The organism is Klebsiella sp. CN_Kp075 (assembly GCF_040065055.2).
Lineage (GTDB): Bacteria > Pseudomonadota > Gammaproteobacteria > Enterobacterales > Enterobacteriaceae > Klebsiella > Klebsiella aerogenes.
The window spans coordinates 2,756,519-2,779,698 of sequence record NZ_CM198050.1 but is presented as its reverse complement, the minus strand read 5'-3'; the positions used below and the strand labels follow the sequence as shown (position 1 = coordinate 2,779,698).

The 23,180-nt window shown below is 55.7% G+C and carries 22 protein-coding genes; 12 read left to right on the top strand and 10 right to left on the bottom strand.

All coding sequences use genetic code 11. The annotated features are described in order from the left end of the window. The first annotated feature begins 29 nt into the window (after positions 1-29). The 3 genes from ABLV78_RS13305 (at position 30) to ABLV78_RS13295 (ending at position 3,763) form a co-directional block, all read left to right on the top strand. Positions 30-1,412, top strand: a complete 1,383-nt coding sequence (locus ABLV78_RS13305; RefSeq protein WP_047048083.1) for an MFS transporter — start codon at positions 30-32, stop codon at positions 1,410-1,412. Between the two features lie 206 nt (positions 1,413-1,618). Continuing rightward, a complete protein-coding gene (locus tag ABLV78_RS13300) occupies positions 1,619-3,082 on the top strand; it encodes a mannitol dehydrogenase family protein (protein ID WP_047048084.1) in 1,464 nt (487 codons plus the stop codon). A gap of 249 nt (positions 3,083-3,331) precedes the next feature. Beyond that, positions 3,332-3,763: a universal stress protein gene (locus tag ABLV78_RS13295; RefSeq protein WP_047048088.1), complete on the top strand. Its 432-nt coding sequence runs from the start codon at positions 3,332-3,334 to the stop codon at positions 3,761-3,763. A gap of 45 nt (positions 3,764-3,808) precedes the next feature. On the opposite strand, the gene ABLV78_RS13290 is transcribed toward ABLV78_RS13295, so the two are convergent. Further along, the gene (locus ABLV78_RS13290) at positions 3,809-4,495 is read right to left on the bottom strand and encodes a GntR family transcriptional regulator (RefSeq protein WP_045394600.1); all 687 of its coding nucleotides are present in this window, start codon (positions 4,493-4,495) and stop codon (positions 3,809-3,811) included. 93 nt (positions 4,496-4,588) lie between these two features. Next, positions 4,589-5,338, bottom strand: coding sequence for a bifunctional NADP-dependent 3-hydroxy acid dehydrogenase/3-hydroxypropionate dehydrogenase YdfG (gene ydfG / locus ABLV78_RS13285; protein WP_045394599.1), 750 nt, complete (start codon positions 5,336-5,338; stop codon positions 4,589-4,591). A gap of 172 nt (positions 5,339-5,510) precedes the next feature. Between ydfG and dcp the strand changes: the two genes are divergently transcribed. From dcp to ABLV78_RS13270, 3 genes are all read left to right on the top strand, one after another. After that, the gene (dcp, locus tag ABLV78_RS13280; protein ID WP_045394597.1) at positions 5,511-7,550 is read left to right on the top strand and encodes a peptidyl-dipeptidase Dcp; all 2,040 of its coding nucleotides are present in this window, start codon (positions 5,511-5,513) and stop codon (positions 7,548-7,550) included. A gap of 354 nt (positions 7,551-7,904) precedes the next feature. After that, positions 7,905-8,165 carry a hypothetical protein gene (locus ABLV78_RS13275; protein ID WP_045394594.1) on the top strand — a complete coding sequence of 87 codons (261 nt, stop codon included), beginning with the start codon at positions 7,905-7,907 and terminating at the stop codon, positions 8,163-8,165. Positions 8,166-8,189: 24 nt separating this feature from the next. After that, positions 8,190-9,305 carry an AAA family ATPase gene (locus ABLV78_RS13270; RefSeq protein ID WP_045394592.1) on the top strand — a complete coding sequence of 372 codons (1,116 nt, stop codon included), beginning with the start codon at positions 8,190-8,192 and terminating at the stop codon, positions 9,303-9,305. 2 nt (positions 9,306-9,307) lie between these two features. Here ABLV78_RS13270 and ABLV78_RS13265 read toward each other — a convergent pair whose 3' ends face one another. Further along, entirely contained in the window at positions 9,308-10,573 is a 1,266-nt protein-coding gene (locus tag ABLV78_RS13265; protein WP_045394589.1) for an MFS transporter, read from the bottom strand. 41 nt (positions 10,574-10,614) lie between these two features. Continuing rightward, on the bottom strand, positions 10,615-13,722 hold the full coding sequence (locus ABLV78_RS13260; RefSeq protein ID WP_047048091.1) for a beta-galactosidase: 3,108 nt from the start codon (positions 13,720-13,722) through the stop codon (positions 10,615-10,617). Positions 13,723-13,930: 208 nt separating this feature from the next. Here ABLV78_RS13260 and ABLV78_RS13255 point away from each other — a divergent pair, with 208 nt between their 5' ends. The 3 genes from ABLV78_RS13255 (at position 13,931) to ABLV78_RS13245 (ending at position 16,623) form a co-directional block, all read left to right on the top strand. Further along, the gene (locus ABLV78_RS13255) at positions 13,931-14,995 is read left to right on the top strand and encodes a LacI family DNA-binding transcriptional regulator (RefSeq protein WP_047048093.1); all 1,065 of its coding nucleotides are present in this window, start codon (positions 13,931-13,933) and stop codon (positions 14,993-14,995) included. Positions 14,996-15,376: 381 nt separating this feature from the next. Then, positions 15,377-15,625 carry a hypothetical protein gene (locus tag ABLV78_RS13250; protein WP_045394583.1) on the top strand — a complete coding sequence of 83 codons (249 nt, stop codon included), beginning with the start codon at positions 15,377-15,379 and terminating at the stop codon, positions 15,623-15,625. A 41-nt stretch (positions 15,626-15,666) separates the two neighbouring features. Beyond that, positions 15,667-16,623, top strand: a complete 957-nt coding sequence (locus tag ABLV78_RS13245) for a sensor domain-containing diguanylate cyclase (RefSeq protein WP_045394581.1) — start codon at positions 15,667-15,669, stop codon at positions 16,621-16,623. 120 nt (positions 16,624-16,743) lie between these two features. On the opposite strand, the gene mgtS is transcribed toward ABLV78_RS13245, so the two are convergent. From mgtS to ftrA, 3 genes are all read right to left on the bottom strand, one after another. Beyond that, positions 16,744-16,839: a protein MgtS gene (gene mgtS / locus ABLV78_RS13240; RefSeq protein WP_004102377.1), complete on the bottom strand. Its 96-nt coding sequence runs from the start codon at positions 16,837-16,839 to the stop codon at positions 16,744-16,746. A gap of 138 nt (positions 16,840-16,977) precedes the next feature. Continuing rightward, on the bottom strand, positions 16,978-17,193 hold the full coding sequence (locus ABLV78_RS13235; protein WP_015366741.1) for a DUF4177 domain-containing protein: 216 nt from the start codon (positions 17,191-17,193) through the stop codon (positions 16,978-16,980). Positions 17,194-17,217: 24 nt separating this feature from the next. After that, positions 17,218-18,258 (bottom strand): transcriptional regulator FtrA, encoded by a 1,041-nt coding sequence (gene ftrA / locus ABLV78_RS13230; RefSeq protein WP_045394579.1) that lies wholly within the window; start codon positions 18,256-18,258, stop codon positions 17,218-17,220. 68 nt (positions 18,259-18,326) lie between these two features. On the opposite strand from ftrA, the gene ABLV78_RS13225 reads away from it, so the two are divergent. Then, complete coding sequence (locus tag ABLV78_RS13225) at positions 18,327-18,740, top strand: rhodanese-like domain-containing protein (protein WP_047048097.1); 414 nt, start codon at positions 18,327-18,329, stop codon at positions 18,738-18,740. Between the two features lie 142 nt (positions 18,741-18,882). Further along, on the top strand, positions 18,883-19,986 hold the full coding sequence (locus tag ABLV78_RS13220; protein WP_015366738.1) for a cobalamin-independent methionine synthase II family protein: 1,104 nt from the start codon (positions 18,883-18,885) through the stop codon (positions 19,984-19,986). Between the two features lie 29 nt (positions 19,987-20,015). On the opposite strand, the gene relB is transcribed toward ABLV78_RS13220, so the two are convergent. Together relB and ydeE are read right to left on the bottom strand one after the other, a co-directional pair. Continuing rightward, positions 20,016-20,486, bottom strand: coding sequence for a type II toxin-antitoxin system RelB family anti-toxin (gene relB / locus ABLV78_RS13215; RefSeq protein ID WP_047048101.1), 471 nt, complete (start codon positions 20,484-20,486; stop codon positions 20,016-20,018). A 116-nt stretch (positions 20,487-20,602) separates the two neighbouring features. Further along, positions 20,603-21,787 carry an efflux MFS transporter YdeE gene (ydeE, locus tag ABLV78_RS13210; RefSeq protein ID WP_047048104.1) on the bottom strand — a complete coding sequence of 395 codons (1,185 nt, stop codon included), beginning with the start codon at positions 21,785-21,787 and terminating at the stop codon, positions 20,603-20,605. A gap of 193 nt (positions 21,788-21,980) precedes the next feature. Here ydeE and eamA point away from each other — a divergent pair, with 193 nt between their 5' ends. Beyond that, the gene (gene eamA, locus ABLV78_RS13205) at positions 21,981-22,877 is read left to right on the top strand and encodes an O-acetylserine/cysteine exporter (protein ID WP_045394567.1); all 897 of its coding nucleotides are present in this window, start codon (positions 21,981-21,983) and stop codon (positions 22,875-22,877) included. Positions 22,878-22,951: 74 nt separating this feature from the next. On the opposite strand, the gene marB is transcribed toward eamA, so the two are convergent. Then, on the bottom strand, positions 22,952-23,158 hold the full coding sequence (gene marB / locus ABLV78_RS13200) for a multiple antibiotic resistance protein MarB (RefSeq protein WP_047048107.1): 207 nt from the start codon (positions 23,156-23,158) through the stop codon (positions 22,952-22,954). Positions 23,159-23,180: the final 22 nt, after the last annotated feature.

Below are 23,180 nucleotides of genomic sequence, written 5' to 3'. Positions count from 1 at the left end.
CGCTGTATCCTACTTTAGAGATTATTATTATGACGACAGCTAAAAATGAGAGAAGCACTACGGATCTTATCCGCGCCGCGGTATCCGGCTGGCTTGGCACGGCACTGGAATTTATGGATTTCCAGCTTTATTCTTTAGGCGCCGCGCTGGTCTTTCATGAGATATTTTTCCCGGAGCAGTCGGCGGCCATGGCGCTGATATTAGCGATGGGAACCTATGGCGCAGGATATATTGCGCGGATCGTCGGCGCTTTCATATTCGGTAAAATGGGGGATCGCATCGGGCGTAAAAAGGTTCTGTTTATTACCATCACCATGATGGGCATTTGCACCACGTTAATCGGCGTATTACCCACCTATGCGCAGATTGGTATTTTTGCGCCGGTGTTACTGGTGACCCTGCGTATTATTCAGGGGCTGGGAGCGGGCGCCGAAATTTCCGGCGCCGGTACCATGCTGGCGGAATATGCGCCGAAAGGGAAACGCGGCATCATCTCTTCTCTGGTGGCGATGGGCACCAACTGCGGGACGCTGAGCGCCACGGCCATCTGGGCAGTGATGTTCTTCCTGCTCGATCGCGAACAACTCATCGCCTGGGGCTGGCGTATTCCGTTCCTTGCAAGCGTCGTGGTAATGATCTTTGCCATTTGGCTGCGTTTAAATCTGAAAGAGAGCCCGGTATTTGAACAGGTCAACGAAGCCGATGAAGTTAAGGCTAAAGCCGCCGCCGCGCAAAATACCTTCGGCGCGATGTTAAAAAGTAAATCATTCTGGCTGGCGACCGGTTTACGCTTTGGACAGGCCGGTAATTCCGGTTTATTGCAAACATTTCTCGCGGGATATCTGGTTCAAAGTCTATTATTTGATAAAGCGATTCCGACCGATGCCTTAATGATTAGCTCAGTGATTGGCTTTATTACTATCCCACTGTTAGGCTGGCTATCGGATAAAGTTGGGCGCCGTTTACCTTATATTATCGTCAATATTTCCGCCATTATTCTGGCCTGGCCGATGCTGGCTATTATTGTCGATAAAAGCTATAGCGCCAGCACCATTATGCTGTCCCTGATTGTTATTCATAACGTGGCGGTACTGGGTCTGTTTGCGCTGGAAAATATCACCATGGCGGAAATGTTCGGCTCGCGTAATCGCTTTACCAGAATGGCTATCTCAAAAGAGGCCGGCGGCCTGGTGGCGGTGGGATTCGGACCGGTGCTGGCCGGTATCTTCTGTAACGTAACCGGTTCGTGGTGGCCGATTGTCGCGATGCTGATCTGTTATTCAGCTATCGGTCTCATCTCGTCATTACTGATGCCGGAAGTGTGTGACCGTGACCTGAGTCTGGACCACGATGCGGCGGACGCCGGTACGCGTCAGGCGCTAAACGCGAATGGCCAATACGCGAAATCATAATCTCATCGTTAACGTTATCTAGCCGGGATACTCCCGGCTCATCCCCGCCATTGCGCGCAGGATCACGAAACGCGACAGCGCCGGATCTTCTTGTATGGTAGTTGATGAAAATCAAAGATGTCATACCAATTGCGTGCGATGGTTTACCTCACCAAAACATTCTGTTTGAGAATGATTTATCAGTCATCATAAAAATGAGAGACACCATGGAAAACACGCTTTTAAACGCTAGGGCAACGCTTCCTTCTTACGATCGCAGCAAGCTGGTTTCTCGCATCGTTCATCTCGGTTTTGGGGCTTTTCACCGCGCCCATCAGGCGGTGTATGCCGATATCCTTGCCGCCGAACACGGCAGCGACTGGGGCTATACCGAAGTGAACCTCATTGGCGGTGAGCAGCAGATTGCCGATTTGCAACAGCAGGACCTGCTCTATACGGTGGCTGAAATGTCCGCCGATGCCTGGACCGCACGCGTCGTCGGCGTGGTGAAGCAGGCGATGCATGCGCAGGTCGATGGCCTGGAAAGCGTGTTGGCGAAAATGTGCGAGCCTCAGGTAGCGATTGTCTCGCTGACCATCACCGAAAAAGGCTACTGCCACTCTCCGGCCACCGGTCAGCTGCAGCTTGATAACCCGCTGATTGCCGCCGATCTGCAAACTCCACACCAGCCGAAATCGGCGCCGGGCGTGGTGGTAGAAGCGCTGGCGCGCCGTCGCGCCGCCGGTCTGCCGGCTTTCAGCGTCATGTCCTGCGACAATATGCCGGAAAACGGCCACGTAATGCGAAACGTAGTTTGTGCGTATGCCCGCGCCGTGGATGACGAACTGGCGCAGTGGATTGAGCAGAACGTGACGTTCCCTTCCACAATGGTCGACCGCATCGTTCCGGCAGTGACCGCTGATACGCTGGATAAAATTGAACAACTCACCGGGGTGCGCGATCCGGCCGGTGTGGCCTGTGAACCGTTCCGCCAGTGGGTTATCGAAGATAACTTCGTCGCCGGTCGTCCGCAGTGGGAGAAAGCCGGCGCGGAGCTGGTCACTGACGTCGTGCCGTTTGAGGAGATGAAGCTGCGAATGCTCAACGGCAGCCATTCGTTCCTCGCTTATCTGGGCTATCTCGCCGGTTATCAGCATATCAATGATTGCATGCAGGATGATAACTACCGCCGCGCCGCGCAGGCGTTAATGTTGCAAGAGCAAGCGCCGACGCTGAGTGTACAGGGCGTGGATCTGGCGCGTTATGCGGGTTTGCTCATTGAGCGTTATAGCAATCCGGCGCTTAAGCACCGCACCTGGCAGATTGCGATGGACGGTAGCCAGAAGCTCCCGCAACGTATGTTGGACTCCGTGCGCTGGCACCTGGCGCATCACAGTGATTTCAGCCTGCTGGCGCTGGGTATTGCCGGCTGGATGCGCTACGTGAGCGGTGTCGATGACAAGGGGCAGGCGATTGAAATCAGCGATCCGCTACTGCCGGTCATTCAACAGGCGGTGCAGGGTAGTAAAGAGGGTAGCGAACGCGTGCAGGCGCTGCTGGGTATTAAGGCCATTTTCGGCGAAAGTCTGCCGCAGGAACCGCGTTTTGTCGATGCGGTGACGGCGGCGTATCTCTCTTTACAGATTCACGGCGCCAAGGCGACCGTCGCCGAATGGGCTAAAGGCCAGTAAAAAAACATCATTCCATTCATAGCCCGGCATCGCATAGCGAGTCGGGCTATTTTTGTATTAGCAATACGAATAGCCTCTGATATTTCCCGTCTATACATAACTCTAACTTTCCATAATTAATTATATATTGTTGATGTTTATTTTTATCTCTGAAGTATTTATTTGGGTGATTGATCGTATTCCCGCACGCTTAAATATGGCAGAATAAAATCCCCCCAACGGTTTCTTCAGGACTAAGGAGCTCAGGCTATGTACAAAAAGATATTATTGCCGGTCGATGTGTTTGAAATGGATTTAAGCGATAAGGCCGTTCGTCACGCGGATTTTTTAGCATCTGCCGAAGAAGGTGAAATCACGTTGCTGAACGTGCTGCCAAACAGCACCAGTTCTTTGCTGCGCGGCTTTACGGCGGATATTCGTAAATTTGAAGCCTTCATGAAAGAGGAGTCGGAAAAGAAAATGCGCGATCTGTCGCGATTGTTTTCAATCCCGGCGTCGCGGATCCATACCCGCATTGTTTTTGGCAATGTGCGTGATGAAATATTAGCGCTGAGCGAAAAAGAGAATTTTGACGTTATCGTTATTGGTTCACGCAAGCCGGGGATATCAACTCATCTCCTCGGTTCTAACGCCGAATCCGTTTTACGCTATGCCAAAATTCCGGTGTTAGTGGTTCGGTAATCTATTTTACGGCAGCTGACGCAACGTTGGCTGCCGCTTAACCCATTATTCTTCGCTGAACCACTCGCTATTTTCCTGACGAATCAACAAAACCGACTCGCTAATTTCATGCAGGTGAATATTCATCGCCTTTTCTACGGCATCAAGATCGCGTTTTTCCAGTGCCTGAAAAATATCGAGATGCTGACGCAGCAGCATATCGGGCGGAGTCACGTGGTCAAGGCTCATATAGCGTACCCGATCGATGGTCGCCTTGATATTTTCAATGGTGTCCCACGCCAGCTGGCAGTCGGCGATAAGGGATAATTTCTGGTGAAATTCATCATCGAGCTGGAAAAAATCATTGAGCTGCTGACGTTCAACCGCCACCCGCTGCTGGTTGAGGTTTTGTTCCAGCTGATAGAGCTGTTCATCGTTGATCATCGTTCCTGCGCGGCGCACTACCGCGCACTCAATGGCCTGACGTACGAAACAGCCGTTGCGCACCTGGGTCATTGAGATTTTATTCACATAGCTGCCGCGCTGGGGACGGATCTGAATCAACCCGTTTTCCGCTAATTTGATGAAGGCTTCCCGTACCGGCTGGCGCGAAACATCAAACCGCACCGACACCTCTTTCTCTGACAGCGGGGTTCCCGGCGGGATCAGGCAATGGACAATATCCCGACGAAGGATGCGATAGATTTGCTGATTGACGGGCTGGGTCGGATTCAGTTGCGTTTCTGCGGCCATTGATGATTACTTTTTAATGGGTTATGAGCATTATTTTACTCGTTTTTTGCCGTTCCGCCCAGACCTGGCCCGCAGGCCAGGCCGCTGAGAGCGTTAGCCCTGACGATGGACGCTGAGCCCGGCGAAGCTCTGGCTGACCGGCATCATTTCCAGCGTGTTAATGTTGACATGTTTCGGCAGATTCGCGACCCACCACACCGCTTCGGTGACATCTTCCGGCGTCAGCGCCTGGGTGTTCTCGTAAGTTTTACCGGCTTTCGCATCGTCGCCTTTAAAACGGACGTTGGAGAACTCGGTGCCGCCTACCAGGCCCGGCTCGATATCGGTGACGCGAACCGCGGTGCCGTGCAAATCAGTGCGCAGATTCAGGCTGAACTGGCGTACGAAAGCTTTGGTCGCGCCGTAGACGTTGCCGCCGGCGTAGGGCCAGCTACCGGCGGTCGAACCGATATTAATAATATGGCCGCGATTACGCTCCACCATCCCCGGCAACACCGCGCGGGTCATGTACACCAGGCCTTTATTATTGGTATCGATCATGTCTTCCCAGTCTTCGACGCTGGCGCGATGAGCGGGTTCCAGACCCAATGCCAGGCCGGCGTTATTCACCAGAACATCGATAGACTGCCAGTCCGCGGGCAGCCCGGCAATCATCTCTTCGATGGCGGCGCGATTACGCACGTCGAGTTGCGCGGTATACAGGTTATCGCCAAGCTCCTCTTTGAGCGTCTTCAGGCGCTCTTCACGACGCCCGGTGGCGATCACTTTGTGGCCGTTAGCGATAAAACGACGAGTAATACTTTCGCCAAATCCAGCAGTTGCACCAGTCACCAGAATAATCATCTTACTGTTCCTCAAAGCTTTTTGTGTTGTCATAACATAGCACGCGTTAACGCCGCGCGGTAAAGGAAAATCGTATCGTCATCTGTTGGTATAGCGCGCTGGCTGGATAAATCATTGCGGCCAATCAATGAGTTGCCTAATCTTAGTGGATACCCGCGTTCAGGAGAGAATGATGACGGACAATAATCCCTTTTTACACGTCAGCCTGCTGCCGTACCAGGCGCCGCATTTTGATTTGATTGCAGATAGCCATTATCGCCCGGCTTTTGATGAGGGCGTTCGGCGCCAGCGCGAGGAGATTGCGGCAATCGTCAACAATCCGGCGCCGGCGGATTTTGACAATACCCTGGTCGCGCTGGAGCAGAGCGGCCAGCTCCTGGGCCGGGTGACCCGGGTCTTTTTCGCTATGGCCGGGGCGAATACTAATCCGCTGATACAGCAACTGGATGAACAATTCTCCGCCGAGCTCGCCGAGCTTGGCAACGATATCTGGCTCAACGATGCGCTGTACCAGCGAGTCAAACAGGTCTGGCAGCAGCGCGACGCCCTGAATCTGGATCCGGAGTCGCGGCGTCTGCTTGAGGTGAGCTGGCAGCGTTTCCAGCTGGCGGGAGCCGCGCTGGCGCAAGAGCAGAAAACCGCGCTAAAAGCATTGAATACCGAGGAGGCGTCGCTGCAAAGTCAGTTCCAGCAGCGTCTGCTGGCGGCGGTGAAGTCCGGCGGTCTGGTTGTCGATTATCAACACCAGCTCGACGGGCTGGCCGCGGATGAGATTGCCGCCGCCGCCGATGCCGCGCGCGATAAAGGCCTGCAGGACCGTTGGCTGCTGGCGCTGACCAATACCACCCAGCAACCGGCGCTACAGGCCCTTGCCGATCGCCAGACCCGGCACAATCTATTCACTGCAGGCTGGACGCGTAACCAGAAGGGCGATGCCAACGACACCCGTGAACTGGTTTTGCGGCTGGCGGAAATCCGCGCGCGTAAGGCCGCATTGCTCGGCGTCGCAGATTACGCGAGCTGGTCGATGGCTGACCAGATGGCGAAAACGCCGTCTGAGGCTTTGGCTTTTATGCGCCGCATCGCGCCGGCGGCCCGCCGTCGCGCCGAACAGGAGCTTGCCGATATCCAGCAGGTTATTGATGAAGAGGGTGGCGATTTTCAGGCTGCGGCCTGGGACTGGTTATATTACGGCGAGCAGGTGCGGCGCGCTAAATTCGCCATCGATGAAGCGCAGCTAAAACCCTATTTCGCCCTGGATCGGGTGCTGGAAGATGGCGTGTTCTGGACCGCCTCCCAACTATTTGGCATTCGTTTTGTCGAACGTTTTGATATTCCGCTTTACCATCCCGATGTACGGGTATGGGAAATCTTTGATGCCAACGGCGAAGGAATGGCGCTGTTTTACGGCGACTACTTCTCGCGTGACAGCAAAAGCGGTGGCGCCTGGATGGATGTGTTTGTCGAGCAATCGACGCTGCGTGCCCAGCGTCCGGTGATTTACAACGTTTGCAACTACCAGAAACCAAAAGCCGGCGGCTGCGCGCTGCTATCGTGGGATGACGTCATCACGCTGTTCCACGAATTTGGCCATGCGCTGCACGGCCTGTTCGCTAACCAGCGCTATGCGAGTCTTTCAGGCACCAATACGCCGCGTGATTTCGTGGAATTCCCGTCGCAGATTTATGAACATTGGGCCAGCGAGCCGCAGGTCTTCGCCCATTATGCGAAGCACTACCAGACCGGCGAAGCCATGCCCGATGATCTGCGCGACAGCATGTTCCGCGCCTCAACGTTCAATAAGGGTTATGACATGAGCGAACTGCTGGCGGCGGCGCTGCTTGACATGCGCTGGCACAGCGTCACCCCGCAGGCGCTGCCGCAGGATGTCGATGCTTTTGAACAGCAATCGCTGCGCGAGGAGCAGATGGATCTGGCGGCAGTTCCGCCGCGCTATCGCAGCAGCTATTTCTCGCATATTTTCGGCGGCGGTTATGCGGCGGGCTACTATGCCTATTTGTGGACGCAAATGCTTGCCGACGATGGTTATCAGTGGTTTGTCGAGCAGGGGGGATTAACCCGGGAAAACGGTCAACGTTTCCGCGAGGCGATTTTGTCGCGCGGTAATAGCTGCGATCTCGAAGCGCTGTATCGCGACTGGCGCGGGCACGATCCGCTGATCGAGCCGATGTTGAAAAATCGCGGCTTGTAGATACTGTGCTATTCGTCGCCGCCCGGTTTTTTCTCCGAGGCGGCGCATCGCGTCTTGTCCGGCTACCAAATAGCTCAGCATCCCACTGTAACCAATGTACATTTTGCGACCATTCTCAACGCCCTGAGCAACAAATAAGAGTTGTTAAGATTCACAATTCCACTTTTTTCCTTCATCATTTGTCGGCCTTTACTACTAATAATGCGTGCTTACAAAGTGCAATTCGTTTTTTTTTATACTCCAGGCCGCTATGAACTATAAAAAAGTACATACGACGATTTTTTTTCCTGCGGCGCTTCAGCGTGGCCAGGGACTTGTTCAATGACATTTTTGACCCCACTCGGGAGGAATACAGTGCACCCGTTAATTAAGGTCATGCTGGTGGGCGGCAAAGCAGATGGTCTGCTGGTTAGCGTCGCCGACACCGCGACGGAAGTTTCCGTCACTCCTGCGCAGTACGGCGCGCCATCCGGACAGCCGTTGAACTACCGGGTCGTGTCGCAGGTTATTGATGATGAACGCCTGTTTTTCGGCGTCTTTAGTGATTCACATCTGGATGCCGATAAACTCGCCAGAGTCGCGCTAACGCGCGGGATGAAAAAATCGCTCAGTTGAGCATCGGCGCGCCAGAGGAAAGGTATGATTAACCGCATTCGCATTAACAATTTCCGTTCAGTCAGGGCGATTGAACTGGAACTCGGGCCGCTGAATATCGTGTTTGGCCCCAACGGTTGCGGAAAATCGAACATCTACAAAGCGATTCACCTGTTAACCGCCTCGGCCAGCGGCCAGTTTTCCAGCTATGTCAGCGAGGAGGGTGGGCTTGAGAATATCATGTGGTCGGGGAAACAGGCGCCGACCGACCGCCACCCACGGCGTCTGCAAATCGCCTGCCTGACCGACGAATTTGAATACGAATTGCAGGTCGGGTTTCCGGAAAAACTGCCGTATCCAACGCAATTTATGCTTGACCCGATCGTTAAAGAAGAGAATATCTGGCTATCGGGTTTTAACCGCCGGCCATCGTCACGGGTACTGCAGCGGAAAAACCAGGCGGCGTTTCTGGTTGATGTCAATGGCGAAAAAAGTACCTTCACCGATACTATTTACGAAAACGAGTCTATTTTCGGCCAGCTAGGCGAACCGCATCGTTTCCCGGAAGTGTCGCGCGTGCGGGAGACCATGCGCCGCTGGCGTTTTTACCATGAGTTTGCCATCGGCAGGCTTTCACCGCTCCGCCAGCCGACGGTCGGCTACCGTTCACCGGTGCTCGATAGCGATGGCGGCAATCTGGCGGCGGCCTTTCAGACTATCGTCGAAATCGGCGCTGAGGAGTTGCTGCACGAAATCCTCGGCGAAGCGTTCCCCGACTGTACCTTTTTCTGCGAGAACGACAACTCGCGTTTCGTGATGAAGATGCGCCGGGAGGGGATTTATCGGCCGCTGCTGGCGGCGGAGATGTCTGACGGCACCCTGCGTTTTTTGTGCCTGGCGGTCGCGTTACTCAGCCCACGGCCACCGGCGTTTCTCGCCATTAATGAGCCGGAAAACAGCCTGCATCGCCAGATGTTCCCGGCGCTGGCGCGTCTGATTGTCGAAGCGTCACGCTATAGCCAGATCTGGCTTACCAGCCACTCGGCAGAACTGGCGCAATTGATCTCAGCGCGAGCGGAGTGCCGCCTCTACGAACTGGAGAATAGCGGCGGGCAAACGCAAATCAAAGCGGCGTCTCCGTCATCCGTGACGGAAGGATAATCTCAGGACGCATTGTTATACTCTGCTGTAGGCAGCAGTGTCTTACTACCTTTTAAGGTAAATAGCGATATCAGGGTAAAGCTCAGGGTGATTGAGCCGAGGATCAGGTAGGCCTGGTGAAAACCTACGGTGTCGTACATCCGTCCCACCCAAGCCGAAAGCACTACCCCGGAAAGCTGTTTCGACAGGTTAAAGCCGATTAAAAATAGGGTGGCGGAAAGCTTAGGGTTAAATGCGGAAGAAATATATTTGAAAGTGCCGACCAGCAGGAACGGTAATTCAAACATATGCAGCATTTTTAAAATGACCACTTCCACCGCCGAAGTCGCAAAAGAAGATCCGAGGATGCGCATCGACATAATTATGCCGGCGGTCAGCAGGGCGTTTTTCGCGCCGATGCGGTTAATAATTGCCGGTGCGCAGAACATAATCAGCGCGTTGAGTAATTCACCGCCGGTGGTGACAAAGCCGAAGACCTCGGTTCCACGCTGCGGCGTGGCGAAAAAGCCTTTAAAAAAGTTAGCGAACTGCTGGTCGAAAACGTCATAGACGCTGGCGACGCCTACCACATAAATAATAAATCCCCAGAAGCGCGGCATTCGCAGCAGTTCGGCCGCCGTACGCAGTGAAAAGGCCTGGCGGTTGGCGCCGATGGCGTCGATAACCTGCGCGCTGCTGCTGGCCTCCGGGCGCGATAGCCATAACAACACGCCAAGCACCAGCGCAAAACCGGAGGCTATCCAGAAGGTAATGTTAGGGTCGATACCGAACAAGATGCCGGTAATTGACGCGCACAGCGCCCAGCCGACGCAGCCGGAGACGCGTACTTTGCCGTATTCGAAACGGTTGGCGCGGCTGACGCGTTCAATATAGGCCTCGACCGCGCCGGAACCGCTGGAAAACACTACGCCTAAATAAATACCTCCCACCAGCGCGCCGGCGATAATGTTCATTTGCAGCAGCGGCGAGAAGACAAAAATAAAGAACGGGGCGAACAAAATAAGCAGTACGGTAATGGTCCACAGCAGATGTTTACGCAGCCCGAGCTTATCGGAAATCAGACCAAACACCGGTTGGAATATTATCGCGAACAGCGAAATGGAGGAGAAAACAATCCCCGTTTCGGTTTTCGTTAAATGATTTACTTCCGCCAGCCACACCGGAAAAAAGGGAAAGTAAGCCGACATAATGAAATAGTAAAAGAAAAAGAACAGCATGAAATAGATAAAATTATGCCGTTCGCGGGGCGTGAGTTCAGAGAGTTTCATATCTTATTATACCTGTGCGGTGGGGGCCGAAGCCCCCGTTATTATTGACAATGAAGCGTAACCTGATAGTGCCATTGGGCCTCGAGCAGCAGCCACTGTGACAGAACGCTTGGTGTCCAGGAATCATCGCCGCCAACGCCCATATGCTGGCCGTCGAGCGTGATCCAGACGCCTTTTTCCGGCGTCATACGATGCCAGTGATCGGTCGTCATCAGCTGTTCCGTACTGTACGGCTGCACCGAGAAGTGGAACTGGCCTGCGACGTGCCAGCATCCCCAGTCCAGCGCTTTGCAATCGCAGCGCAGACCGTTTTCGCTGGGGAAGATATAGGGCGTGCTCATCTCGCGCAGCGGCTGTTGCCAGCGCGAAAAACAGGCGCTGCTTTTGCGATCCGGATAGTTTTCGTGCGGCCCTAATCCCAACCAGCTGACTTCGGCATGTTGATCGGCGACCTGGAAGCGCAGCCCGACGCGCGCCAGCGGCGGTAACGTTGCGGCACGTTCGCCATCAACGGTGATCTGGAGCCCGCCGTCGGCCGTGAAGGTCATGCGCCAGTGGCTGGCAATGACCGTCTCCTCGCCGCGCAGATAGTGCCAGTGGCTATCAACGATCACCTCCCGCACCAGCTGCTGCGCCTCGCATTTCACGCAGCGGGTCGTCAACGAATACAGACCGGCGCTCTTCCAGCGCTCGACCCAGGCGTTCGGATCGATACGTTCGACTTCGCTGACGCCAATATCATTGTCCAGCGGCGCACGGATAAACTGATCCGCCAGCGGGGTCAGCAACTGCTGTTTGCCCGCGGCATACCATTCGCTTAAACGTCCGCTCTGACGGTCGATAATCCAGCGCTGGGATCCGACGCTGACCTGATAGAACGTGGGTTCGATCGTCAGGACCGGCGCCGGGCCTTCGGCGGACGTCTCAGATAGCGCCAGCGGCGCGGCAAGCGCTAGCTGCTGCCAGGCGACGCGGTGACCGGGCTCAGACCATGACGTCGCCTGCGGCTGGATCACTTCGAGCTGCAGCCAGACATCACGGGCGCCGCGCGGCAGGGCCAGGCCGTCGCTAAGAATCAATTCCGCCCGTCCTTGCGGCTGCAGCGCCAGCGCTAAGTCGCCGCTGGCTATCGTTTCTCCCGCGCACTGAACCTGCCAGCGCAGCATTTCGTTATCGGTGACGCGGAACAGATATTCGCTGGTGATAGCAATCCGCAGCGGACTTTGCTCCAGCAAGGCGAACTGGAAATACTGTTGCGCATGTTTGGCCTCGATGAGCGAAGGATGGGCGCGCCGGTCGGGGAATACCAGGCCATTCATGCAGAACTGCCGGTCGTTAGGTTTATCGCCGAAATCGCCGCCATAGGCCCAGCCGACGCTACCATCCGGGAACGTTTTCTCGATTGCCTGGTCGGCCCAATCCCAGATAAAACCGCCCTGCAGGCGAGGATAGTCGCGGAAAGCCTGCCAGTAATCGGCGAAATTGCCCAGGCTATTGCCCATCGCGTGGGCGTATTCGCAGAGGATCAGCGGGCGTTGTTCGCCGGGCATCCCGATCCACTTCTTGATCGACCATTTGGGTACCGCCGGGAAGGGCTGGTCGCGCTCGACGCGGGCGTACATCGGGCAGATAATATCGGTGGCGCTGCTGTCGGCGCCGCCGCCTTCATACTGTACCGGACGCGAAGGGTCGTTATGCTTCAACCACTGGTACATGGCCTGATGGTTGTCGCCGCAGCCGGACTCATTACCCAGCGACCAGATAATGATCGAGGGATGATTGCGGTTGCTCTGCACCATACGGGTGACGCGCGCGCTGTAAGCGGCAAGCCAGGCCGGATCGTCAGACAGCCGATTCATCGGTACCATGCCGTGAGTTTCGATATTGGCTTCGTCCACCACGTACAGGCCGTAGCGGTTGCATAGCTCGTACCAGCGCGGGGCGTTGGGGTAGTGCGAACAGCGCACGGCGTTGAAATTGTTCTGCTTCATCAGCAGAATGTCCTGCACCATATCCTCTTCGTTGACCACCTGGCCGCGCTGATGATGATGTTCGTGGCGGTTGACGCCGCGAATCAATAGCGGCTTGCCGTTGAGCAACAGTAGCCCGTCGCGGATTTCTACCTGGCGAAAACCAATATCCCAGCCTTCCGCTTCAAGCAACGTCTCGCCGCGCCATAGCGATACCACCGCGCGGTAACAATGCGGCTGCTCGGCGCTCCACAGCCGCGGGCGCTCAATATCGAGATTGACAATTGCCCGCTCGCCGTAGCTGCCGCGTTCATCGATAATCGGCGTACCCAGCGGCTGGCGCTGGCTGGCAAGGCGCGTTTTGCCATCCCACAGCGCGACGTTAATTTCCAGCGCCGCCAGCGCTTCAGGCGCGGCCTCGACGCTAAGCTTGACCTGTAATCGCGCGTCGCGATATAGAGCATCGAGCTGCGGGGTTAATTGCACATCGCTGAGGCGGGCCTGCGGTTTATGCAACAGCCACACCGAACGGAAGATACCGCTCATGCGCCACATATCCTGATCTTCAAGCCAGCTGCCCGCGCTCCAGCGCATCACCATCACGCACAGGCGGTTGGCGCCTTGCTGCAGAAACGGGCTTAAATCAAAGGCGGCGGGAAGACGGCTATCCTGGGAGTAGCCGACCCACTCGCCGTTGCACCACAGATGAAACGCGGAGTTAACGCCGTCAAAGATAATTTGCGTTTGCCCTTCGACCCGCCACGCCTCATCGACGGTCAACTGTAGCGAATAGCAGCCGGTAGGGTTGTCTTCGGGCACCCGCGGCGGCACGGTATCAATCGGATAGCGGACGTTGCTGTAAATCGGCGCGTCATAGCCCTCCATTTGCCAGTTTGAAGGCACCGGCGTCGGGCGGCTGTCGGGCAGGTCATGCTGCAGCCAGTTGGCATCCACCTGAAACGGACTACGGGCATAGGAAAATTGCCATTCGCCGTCCAGCTGACGGCGGCGGTCGGAAGGGCGGTTGTCGCGCGCCGCATCGGCATCGCGCCAGCTGGCAAAAGAGGGATGGGCGGGCAGGCGGTTGAGGTGAGTGATAGTCTGGTTTTGCCAGTCCTCGCGGGCCAGAACTTCGTGAAAAGCGGGGCCGCGAGCGGCGCCTGAATCATATCGTTGCATACGCATACCTGACGGATAATGGTAATAAATGTTATTCGCTAAACAATCTCATCGGGTTATCGGGTATTTTCCACAGACCCGCAATGTTGGCGAAAATGAAACCCATTCACGATCACGAATCACGGCGCAAATAGCAGATTTTTGTCGTAAGGAAGACATAAAATGTTAGCGTAAGACATTACGCCGTTTTCACTGACAGGAGTACGCGATGCAGCGCCGTTCAGCCACTTTAGAAGATGTCGCCCGCGAGGCGGGCGTTTCGCAGCAGACGGTGTCGCGGGTGGTGAATAACCCACAGATTGTGGCGCAGCGCACCCGTGAAAAGGTGCTGCGTGCGATGCAGACGCTGCACTATGTACCTAACCGTTCGGCACAGCTATTGGCGGGCAAAGCGGCGGCATCGATAGGGCTTATCACCGCGTCGTTGACCTTACACGCGCCGTCGCAAATTGCCGCGGCGGTGAAAAGGTATGCCGGTGAGCAGGGGCTGGAGGTCGCCATCGCCATGCCGGCGCAAAGTGATTACCCGGCGCTGCAGGCGCGGCTGGATGAGTTTCGCGCCCAGCATATTCGAGGCACCATTATCAGCCTGCCGCTGGAGAGCAGCGTCGCCGAACGGCTGGCGGCGGAAAATACGGATATCGCCTGTTTGTTTCTCGATGTCTCGCCGGAGACAGATGTCTCCTGCGTGCGTTTCGATCATCGCGATGGCTGCGGCGCCTGCGTGCGCCACCTTTGGGAATTAGGGCACCGAGAGTTTGGCCTGTTGGCCGGGCCGGAAAGCTCGGTGTCGGCGCGGATGCGCCTCGGCAGCTGGCGCGAGACGCTGCACCGGCTTGGGGTCAGTCAATCGATCACGGTGTTCGGCGACTGGAGCGCCGCCAGCGGCTGGCAAAAAACCTTCGAGTTGCTGCATAAAAACCCGAAATTAAGCGCGATCGTGGTCGCCAACGATCAGATGGCACTCGGGGTGCTAAGCGCGCTGGCGCAGCTTAATCGACGCGGCAGCCAGGCGATTTCGGTGACCGGCTATGACGATACGGCCGATAGCCTTTACTTTCAGCCGCCGCTTACCACCGTCGCCCAGGATTTTGATCTGTTAGGCCGGCGGGCGGTGGAATTACTGATGCAGCAGATGGCGGCGCCGACCGGCCGCCTGCGCGAGCTGCTGCCGGCGCGGCTGGTGGTACGTCAGTCGACCTGGCCGCTCGCGACGCAGGATAATACCGCGCCGCTGATCGCGGAACTTAAAGCGCTGGTGGAGAAGCTCTGAGTACGTCTGCGGTTTAAGATTTATTGAACAAGGGCGTGCTAGCCTGCGAGTCAGACGTAGGAAGTCCCGACGCTTTTCTACGAAAACGCTAAATACAATCTACGATCTATCCATGCAAGCATTTATTCACCGCCAGTCACATGGCGGTTTTTTTTTGCCTATTCACCCCTGGCTCGTCGCTGGCGATTTTATTATCTTCTGCTAATTGCCGATAATTTGCGCTGATAACAGCATAAACGCATTGTTTTTCATGGCGTGGGTCTCGGCGCTTCCCTGGGCCGTATTTTTTAAGCCAGCATAAAATGCGGATAGCTATTGGGATGGAAAAAACGGCCAGGGCTAACCATACTGATGACATTGCGACAGGAGGTGGTGCTTTCAATGAACGATGATTTTCAGGCGATTAAGAACGAATTTGCTAAATACGCCGATGCGGCGCAAGGGACCGCGGTGGCTTTCGCCATGTATGAAGATTTAGCCCGACGGCTGGCGAATTACTTTCATAACCTCGATCAGCTCAACAAACGACGTTTTCTGCTGAAGCTGGAAGAGGGGGAACGCGAAATTGGTACCCAGGGCAGCTATGACTGGTATGGGGCGCTGACGCGCTTTTCATCGGCTGCTCATTAATCCCGCCATCTGATTTTTTCGCTTTATTGCAATGAGGCTTTATGAAATTCCCAGGCGTACCGGAAAATGAAGAAGAAAGACTGAAATCGCTGTATCTGGCGGACCTGCTCGATACCCGTGATGATGAGCGTTTCGAACGCCTCACCCGGCTGGCTAAAAGAATTTTTCAGGTGCCGGTGGTACTCATCAGCCTGCTCGACCGTGAACGGCAGTGGCTGCTCGCCTGTCAGGGGTTGGGGATTCGCCAGACCCGGCGCGATATCTCTTTTTGCGCCCACGCCATCTTGCAGGACGGCGCATTCATCGTTAACGATGCGGTCAATGACGATCGTTTTTATGATAACCCGTTGGTGACGGGCGAACCCTATATCCGCTTCTACGCGGGCTATCCTGTCCATCTGCCCGATGGCGCCGTGGCCGGCACGCTATGCCTGATTCATACCACGCCGCGCGAGTTCAACGATGAAGAGATCGCCGTCCTCAAGGATCTGGCGTATATCGTCGAGGATGAGTTCCAGGTGATTGGCATGGCGATGACCGACAGTCTGACCGGCATCGCTAACCGGCGCGGCTTTTACCGTATCGGCGATAAACGTTTCCGTACGCTGACTAGCAACGCAACGCCGTTTAGCCTGGTCTTTTTTGATCTCGATAAATTCAAACCCATTAACGATCTGTGGGGGCATGCGGAGGGGGACGAGGTGCTAAAAACCTTCGCGGCGTTTCTGGCGCAACATCTGCTGCCAGGCGAGGTTGTCGGCCGTTTAGGCGGCGATGAGTTCGCCGCCATCATTACCCGCAACGGGCGTGCCGACACATTCTTGCAAAAGCTGCGTGAGAGTGTCGATCATTACAACCAGACGTCAGGAAAACCCTATAACATTAATTACTCTTACGGCGAGCTACAGAGCGATGTCAGCCGTTATCCTACGCTCGGGGATATGCTCAAACAAAGCGATGAAGTGATGTATTCGCGCAAGCGTAGAAAGACCTTATAAGCGGCAGTAAACAGGCAGTGGGGATGATGTGCCAGGCGTTCAAAGAAGTGACTTAACGCAGAACGCCCCCTGGTGCAACAGCAGCAGGGGGCGCTTACGGGTGGGGATTATCGTCGTTCATCAGTCATCCCATTTGTGGCTTAGATACGCGGCCAGAAAACCAAAGAACAGGATGGTTCCCAGTACGGCCATGAAAACATGCATATTTCCCAGCATGATCTACCTCCATCTTATTTATGCGCTAATGTTGTCCTCATTGAACAGGGTTTACGGTTGTTGAATAGATAATATCCTGGTCAATCTAAACAAAAGATTAACCAGAATAGCGTTATGTTTATGAAATAAATTAACGCATCAGATGGCGCGTTCGAGCACAAATAAATAGGCTTCGCGCGACCAGAACAGGGCGCTGCGGCGGCGTTCGACCGCCATGGTTTTGACTTCCCAGCCCTGCTGCGTGTACTCAGTGAGGAACCGGCTCATTTTATCGGGATCGGCTTTCGCTTCGCCAAAAAACATACTGCCCAGCAGCCCCTCTTTATAGATAACGACGCGACACTCTTTTTTCATCAGCTTAATCCTTGCAGGTGTAATTCAACGACGTGAATTATTGTCGCTGGCCATCTTAATATGACTACTGACGGGGGAAAACTTTTTTCGATATTGCAGCGGACTCACGGCGAAATGCTGGCGAAAGTGGTGACGTAGCGTACTGGCATTAGCGAAACCGCAGATTTCGGCGATTCTGTCGATGCTGAGACGGCTATCGGTGAGCTGCTGGCGGGCGCGAAGCAACCGCTCATCAAGCAGCCAGCGGGCCGGCGATTTACCGGTCGCCTGCTGAAAACGACGCAAGAAAGTGCGCGGGCTCATATCCATTCGCTGCGCCAGCGAGGCAAGGGTATGGCTCTCAGCGAGATGCTGATGTAGATAATCAAACAGCTGGCCGAGGCGCTGGCTTTCACGCGCTGTTGCTACCGGGCGGATCACCTGCTGCGCCTGCCCGCCGTCGCGGTGCGGCGACACCACCAGCCGCCGGGCGACGATGTTCGCCGCTTCGTGACCGAAATCTTCGCGCACCAGATGCAGACAAAGATCGATGCCCGCGGCGCTGCCGGCGGAGGTCATCAGCCGCGCATCGCCGACGTACAGCACGTCTTCCACCACTTCAATCAACGGAAAACGCTCCTGCAACCGGGCTGTGTAACGCCAATGGGTGGTGGCCTGCCGGCCGTTAAGCAATCCGGCGGCGGCGAGCACAAATACCCCGGAACAGATAGAGACGATTCTGCAGCCGCGCGCATACGCTGCCGCCAGCGCCTGGCACAACGCCTGAGGAACCTCGCTTTCTATGCCTCGCCAGCCGGGTACGACGATGGTGTCCGCTTCGTTAAGCAGCGCCAGCCCGCCGTCGCTGACGATGCGAATACCGCCGGTGGCGCGAAGCTCGCCATCATCGACGGCGGCGACCGCGAACCGATACCAGCTATCGCCCATTTCCGGGCGCGGGAGACCAAAAATCTCGACCGCCACGCCGAACTCGAAGGTACACAGGCCGTCATAGGCCAGAACGACGACTTTTGGTGGTGACAGTGTCACATTGTTGGTTGTCAGGATTTCAGCGTTTTCTGTCATCAATGGGGGCGGTGGTCCGGGTCGGGTGGTGGTTAAAGTAGTGTTACCACAGACAAGGAGAATACGCCATGAGTGTTGTAAGCCAATTTACGCCAGCCGCCCCGGCCGATGCCGCTGCCTGGTTTGCCCATAAACTGAGTGTCGAAACCGACTGCGCCGATGTCCATCACGCTTTGCAGCACGGTGAACAGGACTTTGTGCTGCTGCATGTGATAGGCAGTCATGATGTTTTCGCCCGTCGTCACCTGCCTGGCGCGCTGCATCTTCCGCATCGCGAGATCAATGCCGCGCGAATGGCGCAGTGGCCCGCGGAAACGCTGTTTGTCGTGTATTGCGCTGGGCCGCACTGCAACGGCGCGGATATTGCCGCCTTAAAGCTGGCGCAGCTTGGCCGGCCGGTAAAAATGATGCTCGGTGGCCTGACCGGTTGGGCGGATGAGGGGTTCGCATTTAGCGTCAGCGAAGCCAGCAACATGAAATAAATTCAACAGCTATGAATTTTTCTCGTTTGCCGATGCTCCTTCTGCATGACAGTATCTGGACATATAGACATCCAGAAGTCTAAAAATTCAAATAATGAATTATCACGGCAGGCAACTACCTGCCTGCCGTTAAGGAGAGAACATGCAACGTCACCAGGCCCCGTTTCGCGCAGATATCGTCGGCAGTTTTTTACGTCCTAACGCCATTAAGCAGGCGCGCCTGCAGTTAGCGGAGGGCAATATTGATGCCGGCCATCTGCGTGAAATAGAGAATGAAGCCATCCGCCAATTGGTTCAGCAGCAGTGCGATTGCGGCCTGCACGTGGTGACTGACGGTGAATTTCGGCGCGCATGGTGGCATTTCGACTTCTTCGATGGTCTGGAAGGCGTTGAACGTTACGATTCAGAGAAAGGTATTCAGTTCAACGGCGTACAGACCAAAGCGCACGGCGTGCGCGTGACCGGTAAACTGGGCTTCGGCAACCATCCAATGCTGGAAGATTTCCGCTTTTTGAAAAGCGTCAGCGGCAATGCGCAGCCGAAAATGACCATCCCCAGCCCCAGCGTGCTGCACTTCCGCGGCGGGCGTAAAGATATCGATAGCACGGTATACCCGGACCTGGCTGAATACTTCGACGATCTAGCAACCACCTGGCGTGATGCGATCCGCGCTTTCTATGACGCTGGCTGCCGTTATCTGCAGCTTGATGATACCGTCTGGGCCTATTTATGTTCAGACGAACAACGCCAGCAGGTACGCGAGCGCGGTGACGATCCGGACGAACTGGCGCGTACCTATGCCCGGGTACTGAATAAAGCCCTTGAAGGGAAGCCGCAGGATCTCACCGTCGGCTTGCACGTCTGTCGCGGTAACTTCCGCTCGACCTGGATTTCAGAAGGCGGCTACGAGCCCGTGGCGGAAATTCTCTTCGGCGGTGTCAACATTGACGCGTTTTTCCTTGAATACGACAACGATCGTTCCGGCGATTTTGCCCCGCTGCGCTTTATTCGTCCAGGCCATCAGCAGGTGGTGCTTGGGCTGATCACCACCAAGAACGGCGAACTGGAAAATCCGGAAGGCGTGAAGGCGCGACTGCAGGAGGCGGCGCAGTATGTACCGCTGGAGCAGATTTGCCTGAGCCCGCAGTGCGGCTTTGCCTCCACAGAAGAGGGCAATTCGCTAAGCGAAGCCCAGCAGTGGGATAAAGTGCGGCTGGTCACTGGGATCGCCGCCCAGGTCTGGTAACGAGATAGCCCGCATTAAGCGGGCTTTTTCTATTTACGCAGCAGGCGCTGCAGTCGCGCCTGCCGCCACTGGCGGATCCACCCGGCAAAGACAAACAGACGTAATCCCCGCAGCAGCAATAACGCGCCCCAGATGATTGCCACCCACACTGACCAGTAGACGTCCGGTTGGGTGAAATGATTAATCACCAGCAACAAAACGCAAACCGTGACCGCCACGCTCAGCGAGCGAAAAAAACGGCTCTCCTGATGCAGGCGGCTTTTCGCTTCTTCGATACGTAAATCGAGCGATGCTTCGTGACCGACGGGAGCATCGTCGCTGAGCTCGGCCACATTTATCTCAAACACCGCCGCCAGAGCGCTCAGGGTTTCTAACCCCGGGCGATCGCCGTTTTCGATCCGCTGGATAGTGCGAACGCTGACGCCAGCCAGTTCGGCAAGTTGTTCCTGGGACCAGGCGCGCTGCAGACGTAATTGCTTTACTCGGGTACTGCTGTTCATGGTGTTAATCTCCGGATGGGAACCTGAGACCAGTGTGATTTTTTAACCTGCCGGGCGCCACGACGGGCACCCGACAGAGAGGCGACAGCAACCCGACAGCCGCATGACGCCTGGGTTTACGCCTGTACGGTTTGCCAGGGACGCACATTCATGCCGCGGAAAATCATCAGCCAGGCGGCGACGATCGCCAGCATTAAGATGAAGAATAGCGACCAGTGCGGCAGATGGGTGAGGATTATCCCGGTCAGCATCGGGTTGAACGCCGCGCCTAACCAGCCTAACGACTGGGCGGAAAAATAGCTGGCTTTCATACCGGGTGGGGCAATCTGATCGATCAACATATATTCGCCCGGCGCATAAATAACTTCGCCAAGGGTAAAGATAGCGGCGGAAATGCCCCACATCACCAGATTATTACCGGAGAGGATAAAACCGCCGAGACCCAACACATAGCACAGGGTGCCGAAGGTCATCAGCGGGCGGATGTTTCGCGCCGAAAGCCGTCGCCCGACGGCGTATTGCAACGCGACCACCACCGCGGCGTTGACCGGCAGCACTACCGCGACCACTTTTTCCGCGAAGTCGCTGGTGCCTGCGGCGAGTACATACTGCGAAATACAGGAGGCAAATGAGCCGCCGACAAACGATGCCAGTAAGCCGGAAAAAGTAAACCACAGCAAGGCACGATCGCGCAAAAGCACCGACGGCGTCCACTGCGGCGCGGTACCTTCCACGCTAACGGCAGAGGTACGTTCGACGAAGATCTGGATAAACACCAGCGGGAAGGCGGCACACAGCGCGGCCAGCCAGAAAGGCAGGTTAATGCTCTGCATCACCAGCAGGGTGCCAATTGGCGGCCCAACGGTCCAGCCGATATTGAGGAAGGTATAGTTGAGCGAAAAGATGCGCGCCTTTTTCTCCGGCGTCAGCACATCGGCAAACCAGGCTTTCAGCACGGTAGAAAAAACCGAATAAGCGCAGTTGATCAATGAGAAAAAGAAGACCACCAGCGCCACGCTATTGACCGCGGGGATGGCGATAAAGCCAGCGATAAACGCCACGATGGCGATCAGCATATAGCGTTTTTTGTCGAACTTATCGGCAAGAATACCGAAGCCCATGCTGAAGATAACGCCGACGACCAGCGCGACGGAGAGCGCATAGCCGATGACGTCGACTTCCAGCTGAAAACGGCGGGTGAGATAAATCGTCATAAAAGGAAGCGTTGCGCCGCGGCCGATGGTTAACAGCAACGACGACGCCAGTAGCGCTACCGTTGAGCGCCTGATGGTGGTTGTCATTTTTTCCTTGCCCGATGTTGTGTTTTATTTTTGTTGTGCCCGATCACAAATAGCATGCTAACTGAGCCTTGTATAGCGGGCTCTATGTCGGAAAGTGCCTTCAGCACCTGCTAAAAATAATGATCTGTTCGAGCGGCGGGAATTTGGTTACTTTGACCTTGGTCATCGTTGACCAGAATGACAGAGGCATCGTATGACGCGCAGAGATGGACTGCTGGCAATGCTGGTAGTGGTGGTGTGGGGGCTCAATTTTGTGGTGATTAAGCTCGGGTTGCACAATATGCCGCCGCTGATGCTGGCGGGGTTACGTTTTTTACTGGTGGCGTTTCCGGCGCTACTGTTCGTTGCGCGGCCCAAAATACCGCTGCGCCTGCTGCTGGGCTACGGCCTGACCATCAGTTTCGGCCAGTTCGCCTTTTTATTCTGCGCGATTAACCTCGGTATGCCAGCCGGTTTGGCATCTCTGGTACTGCAGGCTCAGGCCTTTTTCACTATCGTGCTGGGCGCTTTTGTCTTTGGCGAGCGGTTACAGGGAAAGCAGGTCGCCGGTATCGCGCTGGCGATTTTTGGCGTATTGGTACTGGTTGAGGCCAGCCTCGGCGGCCAGCACGTGCCGCTGGTCGGCTTTATGCTGACTCTGGCGGCGGCGTTCAGCTGGGCCTGCGGCAACATTTTCAATAAGAAGATTATGTCTCAGCAACACAAGCCGCCGATTATGTCGCTGGTGGTGTGGAGCGCGTTGATTCCGGTGTTACCGTTCATGCTGGCGTCTGGCATTATTGATGGCCCACAGGCGATGGCGGCAAGCCTGGTTAATATCGACGCCACGACCGTGCTATCGCTGATGTATCTGGCGTTTGTCGCCACCATCGTTGGTTACGGTATCTGGGGGGCGCTGCTTGGGCGTTATGAAACCTGGCGGGTGGCGCCGCTGTCGCTGTTGGTGCCGGTAGTCGGGATGGCGAGCGCGGCTCTGCTGCTTGGCGAACGGCTCAATGGCCTACAGCTGTTGGGGGCGGCGCTGATTATGGGCGGGCTCTATATTAACGTGTTCGGTCTGCGGCTTGCGCGCCGCGGCGCAGCGCGGTAATGACCGTCCCGACGAAGCCGGGATAAAAAAGCCCCGCTTCAGCGGGGCTTGAGTCATTGCAGAATGGGCGGGCGTTAGTTGTAATACGGTACGCCCAGCTCATCCGATTTATCATTGCCGGCAGCCATGTGATTAAAATCAAACGGCGAGTCGTTATGTTCGGAAGGGATAATCATCGCGTCCCGGTTATTGTGGCGAACCGGAGTGGTGGTTTGCTCCGCATAACTCTGGCTTGCAGCCAGCGCCATTAGCATGATGGCGGCGGTAGCGAATAATTTCATGATTTCCTCAATACGTCTTTAT

What these genes read in the sequence shown, in the direction of transcription:
- ABLV78_RS13305 (WP_047048083.1), top strand. Translation starts at nt 30, where the DNA reads ATGACGACAGCTAAAAATGAGAGAAGCACTACGGATCTTATCCGCGCC.
- ABLV78_RS13300 (WP_047048084.1), top strand. Translation starts at nt 1,619, where the DNA reads ATGGAAAACACGCTTTTAAACGCTAGGGCAACGCTTCCTTCTTACGAT.
- ABLV78_RS13295 (WP_047048088.1), top strand. Translation starts at nt 3,332, where the DNA reads ATGTACAAAAAGATATTATTGCCGGTCGATGTGTTTGAAATGGATTTA.
- ABLV78_RS13290 (WP_045394600.1), bottom strand. Translation starts at nt 4,495, where the DNA reads ATGGCCGCAGAAACGCAACTGAATCCGACCCAGCCCGTCAATCAGCAA.
- ydfG (WP_045394599.1), bottom strand. Translation starts at nt 5,338, where the DNA reads ATGATTATTCTGGTGACTGGTGCAACTGCTGGATTTGGCGAAAGTATT.
- dcp (WP_045394597.1), top strand. Translation starts at nt 5,511, where the DNA reads ATGACGGACAATAATCCCTTTTTACACGTCAGCCTGCTGCCGTACCAG.
- ABLV78_RS13270 (WP_045394592.1), top strand. Translation starts at nt 8,190, where the DNA reads ATGATTAACCGCATTCGCATTAACAATTTCCGTTCAGTCAGGGCGATT.
- ABLV78_RS13265 (WP_045394589.1), bottom strand. Translation starts at nt 10,573, where the DNA reads ATGAAACTCTCTGAACTCACGCCCCGCGAACGGCATAATTTTATCTAT.
- ABLV78_RS13260 (WP_047048091.1), bottom strand. Translation starts at nt 13,722, where the DNA reads ATGCAACGATATGATTCAGGCGCCGCTCGCGGCCCCGCTTTTCACGAA.
- ABLV78_RS13255 (WP_047048093.1), top strand. Translation starts at nt 13,931, where the DNA reads ATGCAGCGCCGTTCAGCCACTTTAGAAGATGTCGCCCGCGAGGCGGGC.
- ABLV78_RS13250 (WP_045394583.1), top strand. Translation starts at nt 15,377, where the DNA reads ATGAACGATGATTTTCAGGCGATTAAGAACGAATTTGCTAAATACGCC.
- ABLV78_RS13245 (WP_045394581.1), top strand. Translation starts at nt 15,667, where the DNA reads ATGAAATTCCCAGGCGTACCGGAAAATGAAGAAGAAAGACTGAAATCG.
- mgtS (WP_004102377.1), bottom strand. Translation starts at nt 16,839, where the DNA reads ATGCTGGGAAATATGCATGTTTTCATGGCCGTACTGGGAACCATCCTG.
- ABLV78_RS13235 (WP_015366741.1), bottom strand. Translation starts at nt 17,193, where the DNA reads ATGAAAAAAGAGTGTCGCGTCGTTATCTATAAAGAGGGGCTGCTGGGC.
- ftrA (WP_045394579.1), bottom strand. Translation starts at nt 18,258, where the DNA reads ATGACAGAAAACGCTGAAATCCTGACAACCAACAATGTGACACTGTCA.
- ABLV78_RS13225 (WP_047048097.1), top strand. Translation starts at nt 18,327, where the DNA reads ATGAGTGTTGTAAGCCAATTTACGCCAGCCGCCCCGGCCGATGCCGCT.
- ABLV78_RS13220 (WP_015366738.1), top strand. Translation starts at nt 18,883, where the DNA reads ATGCAACGTCACCAGGCCCCGTTTCGCGCAGATATCGTCGGCAGTTTT.
- relB (WP_047048101.1), bottom strand. Translation starts at nt 20,486, where the DNA reads ATGAACAGCAGTACCCGAGTAAAGCAATTACGTCTGCAGCGCGCCTGG.
- ydeE (WP_047048104.1), bottom strand. Translation starts at nt 21,787, where the DNA reads ATGACAACCACCATCAGGCGCTCAACGGTAGCGCTACTGGCGTCGTCG.
- eamA (WP_045394567.1), top strand. Translation starts at nt 21,981, where the DNA reads ATGACGCGCAGAGATGGACTGCTGGCAATGCTGGTAGTGGTGGTGTGG.
- marB (WP_047048107.1), bottom strand. Translation starts at nt 23,158, where the DNA reads ATGAAATTATTCGCTACCGCCGCCATCATGCTAATGGCGCTGGCTGCA.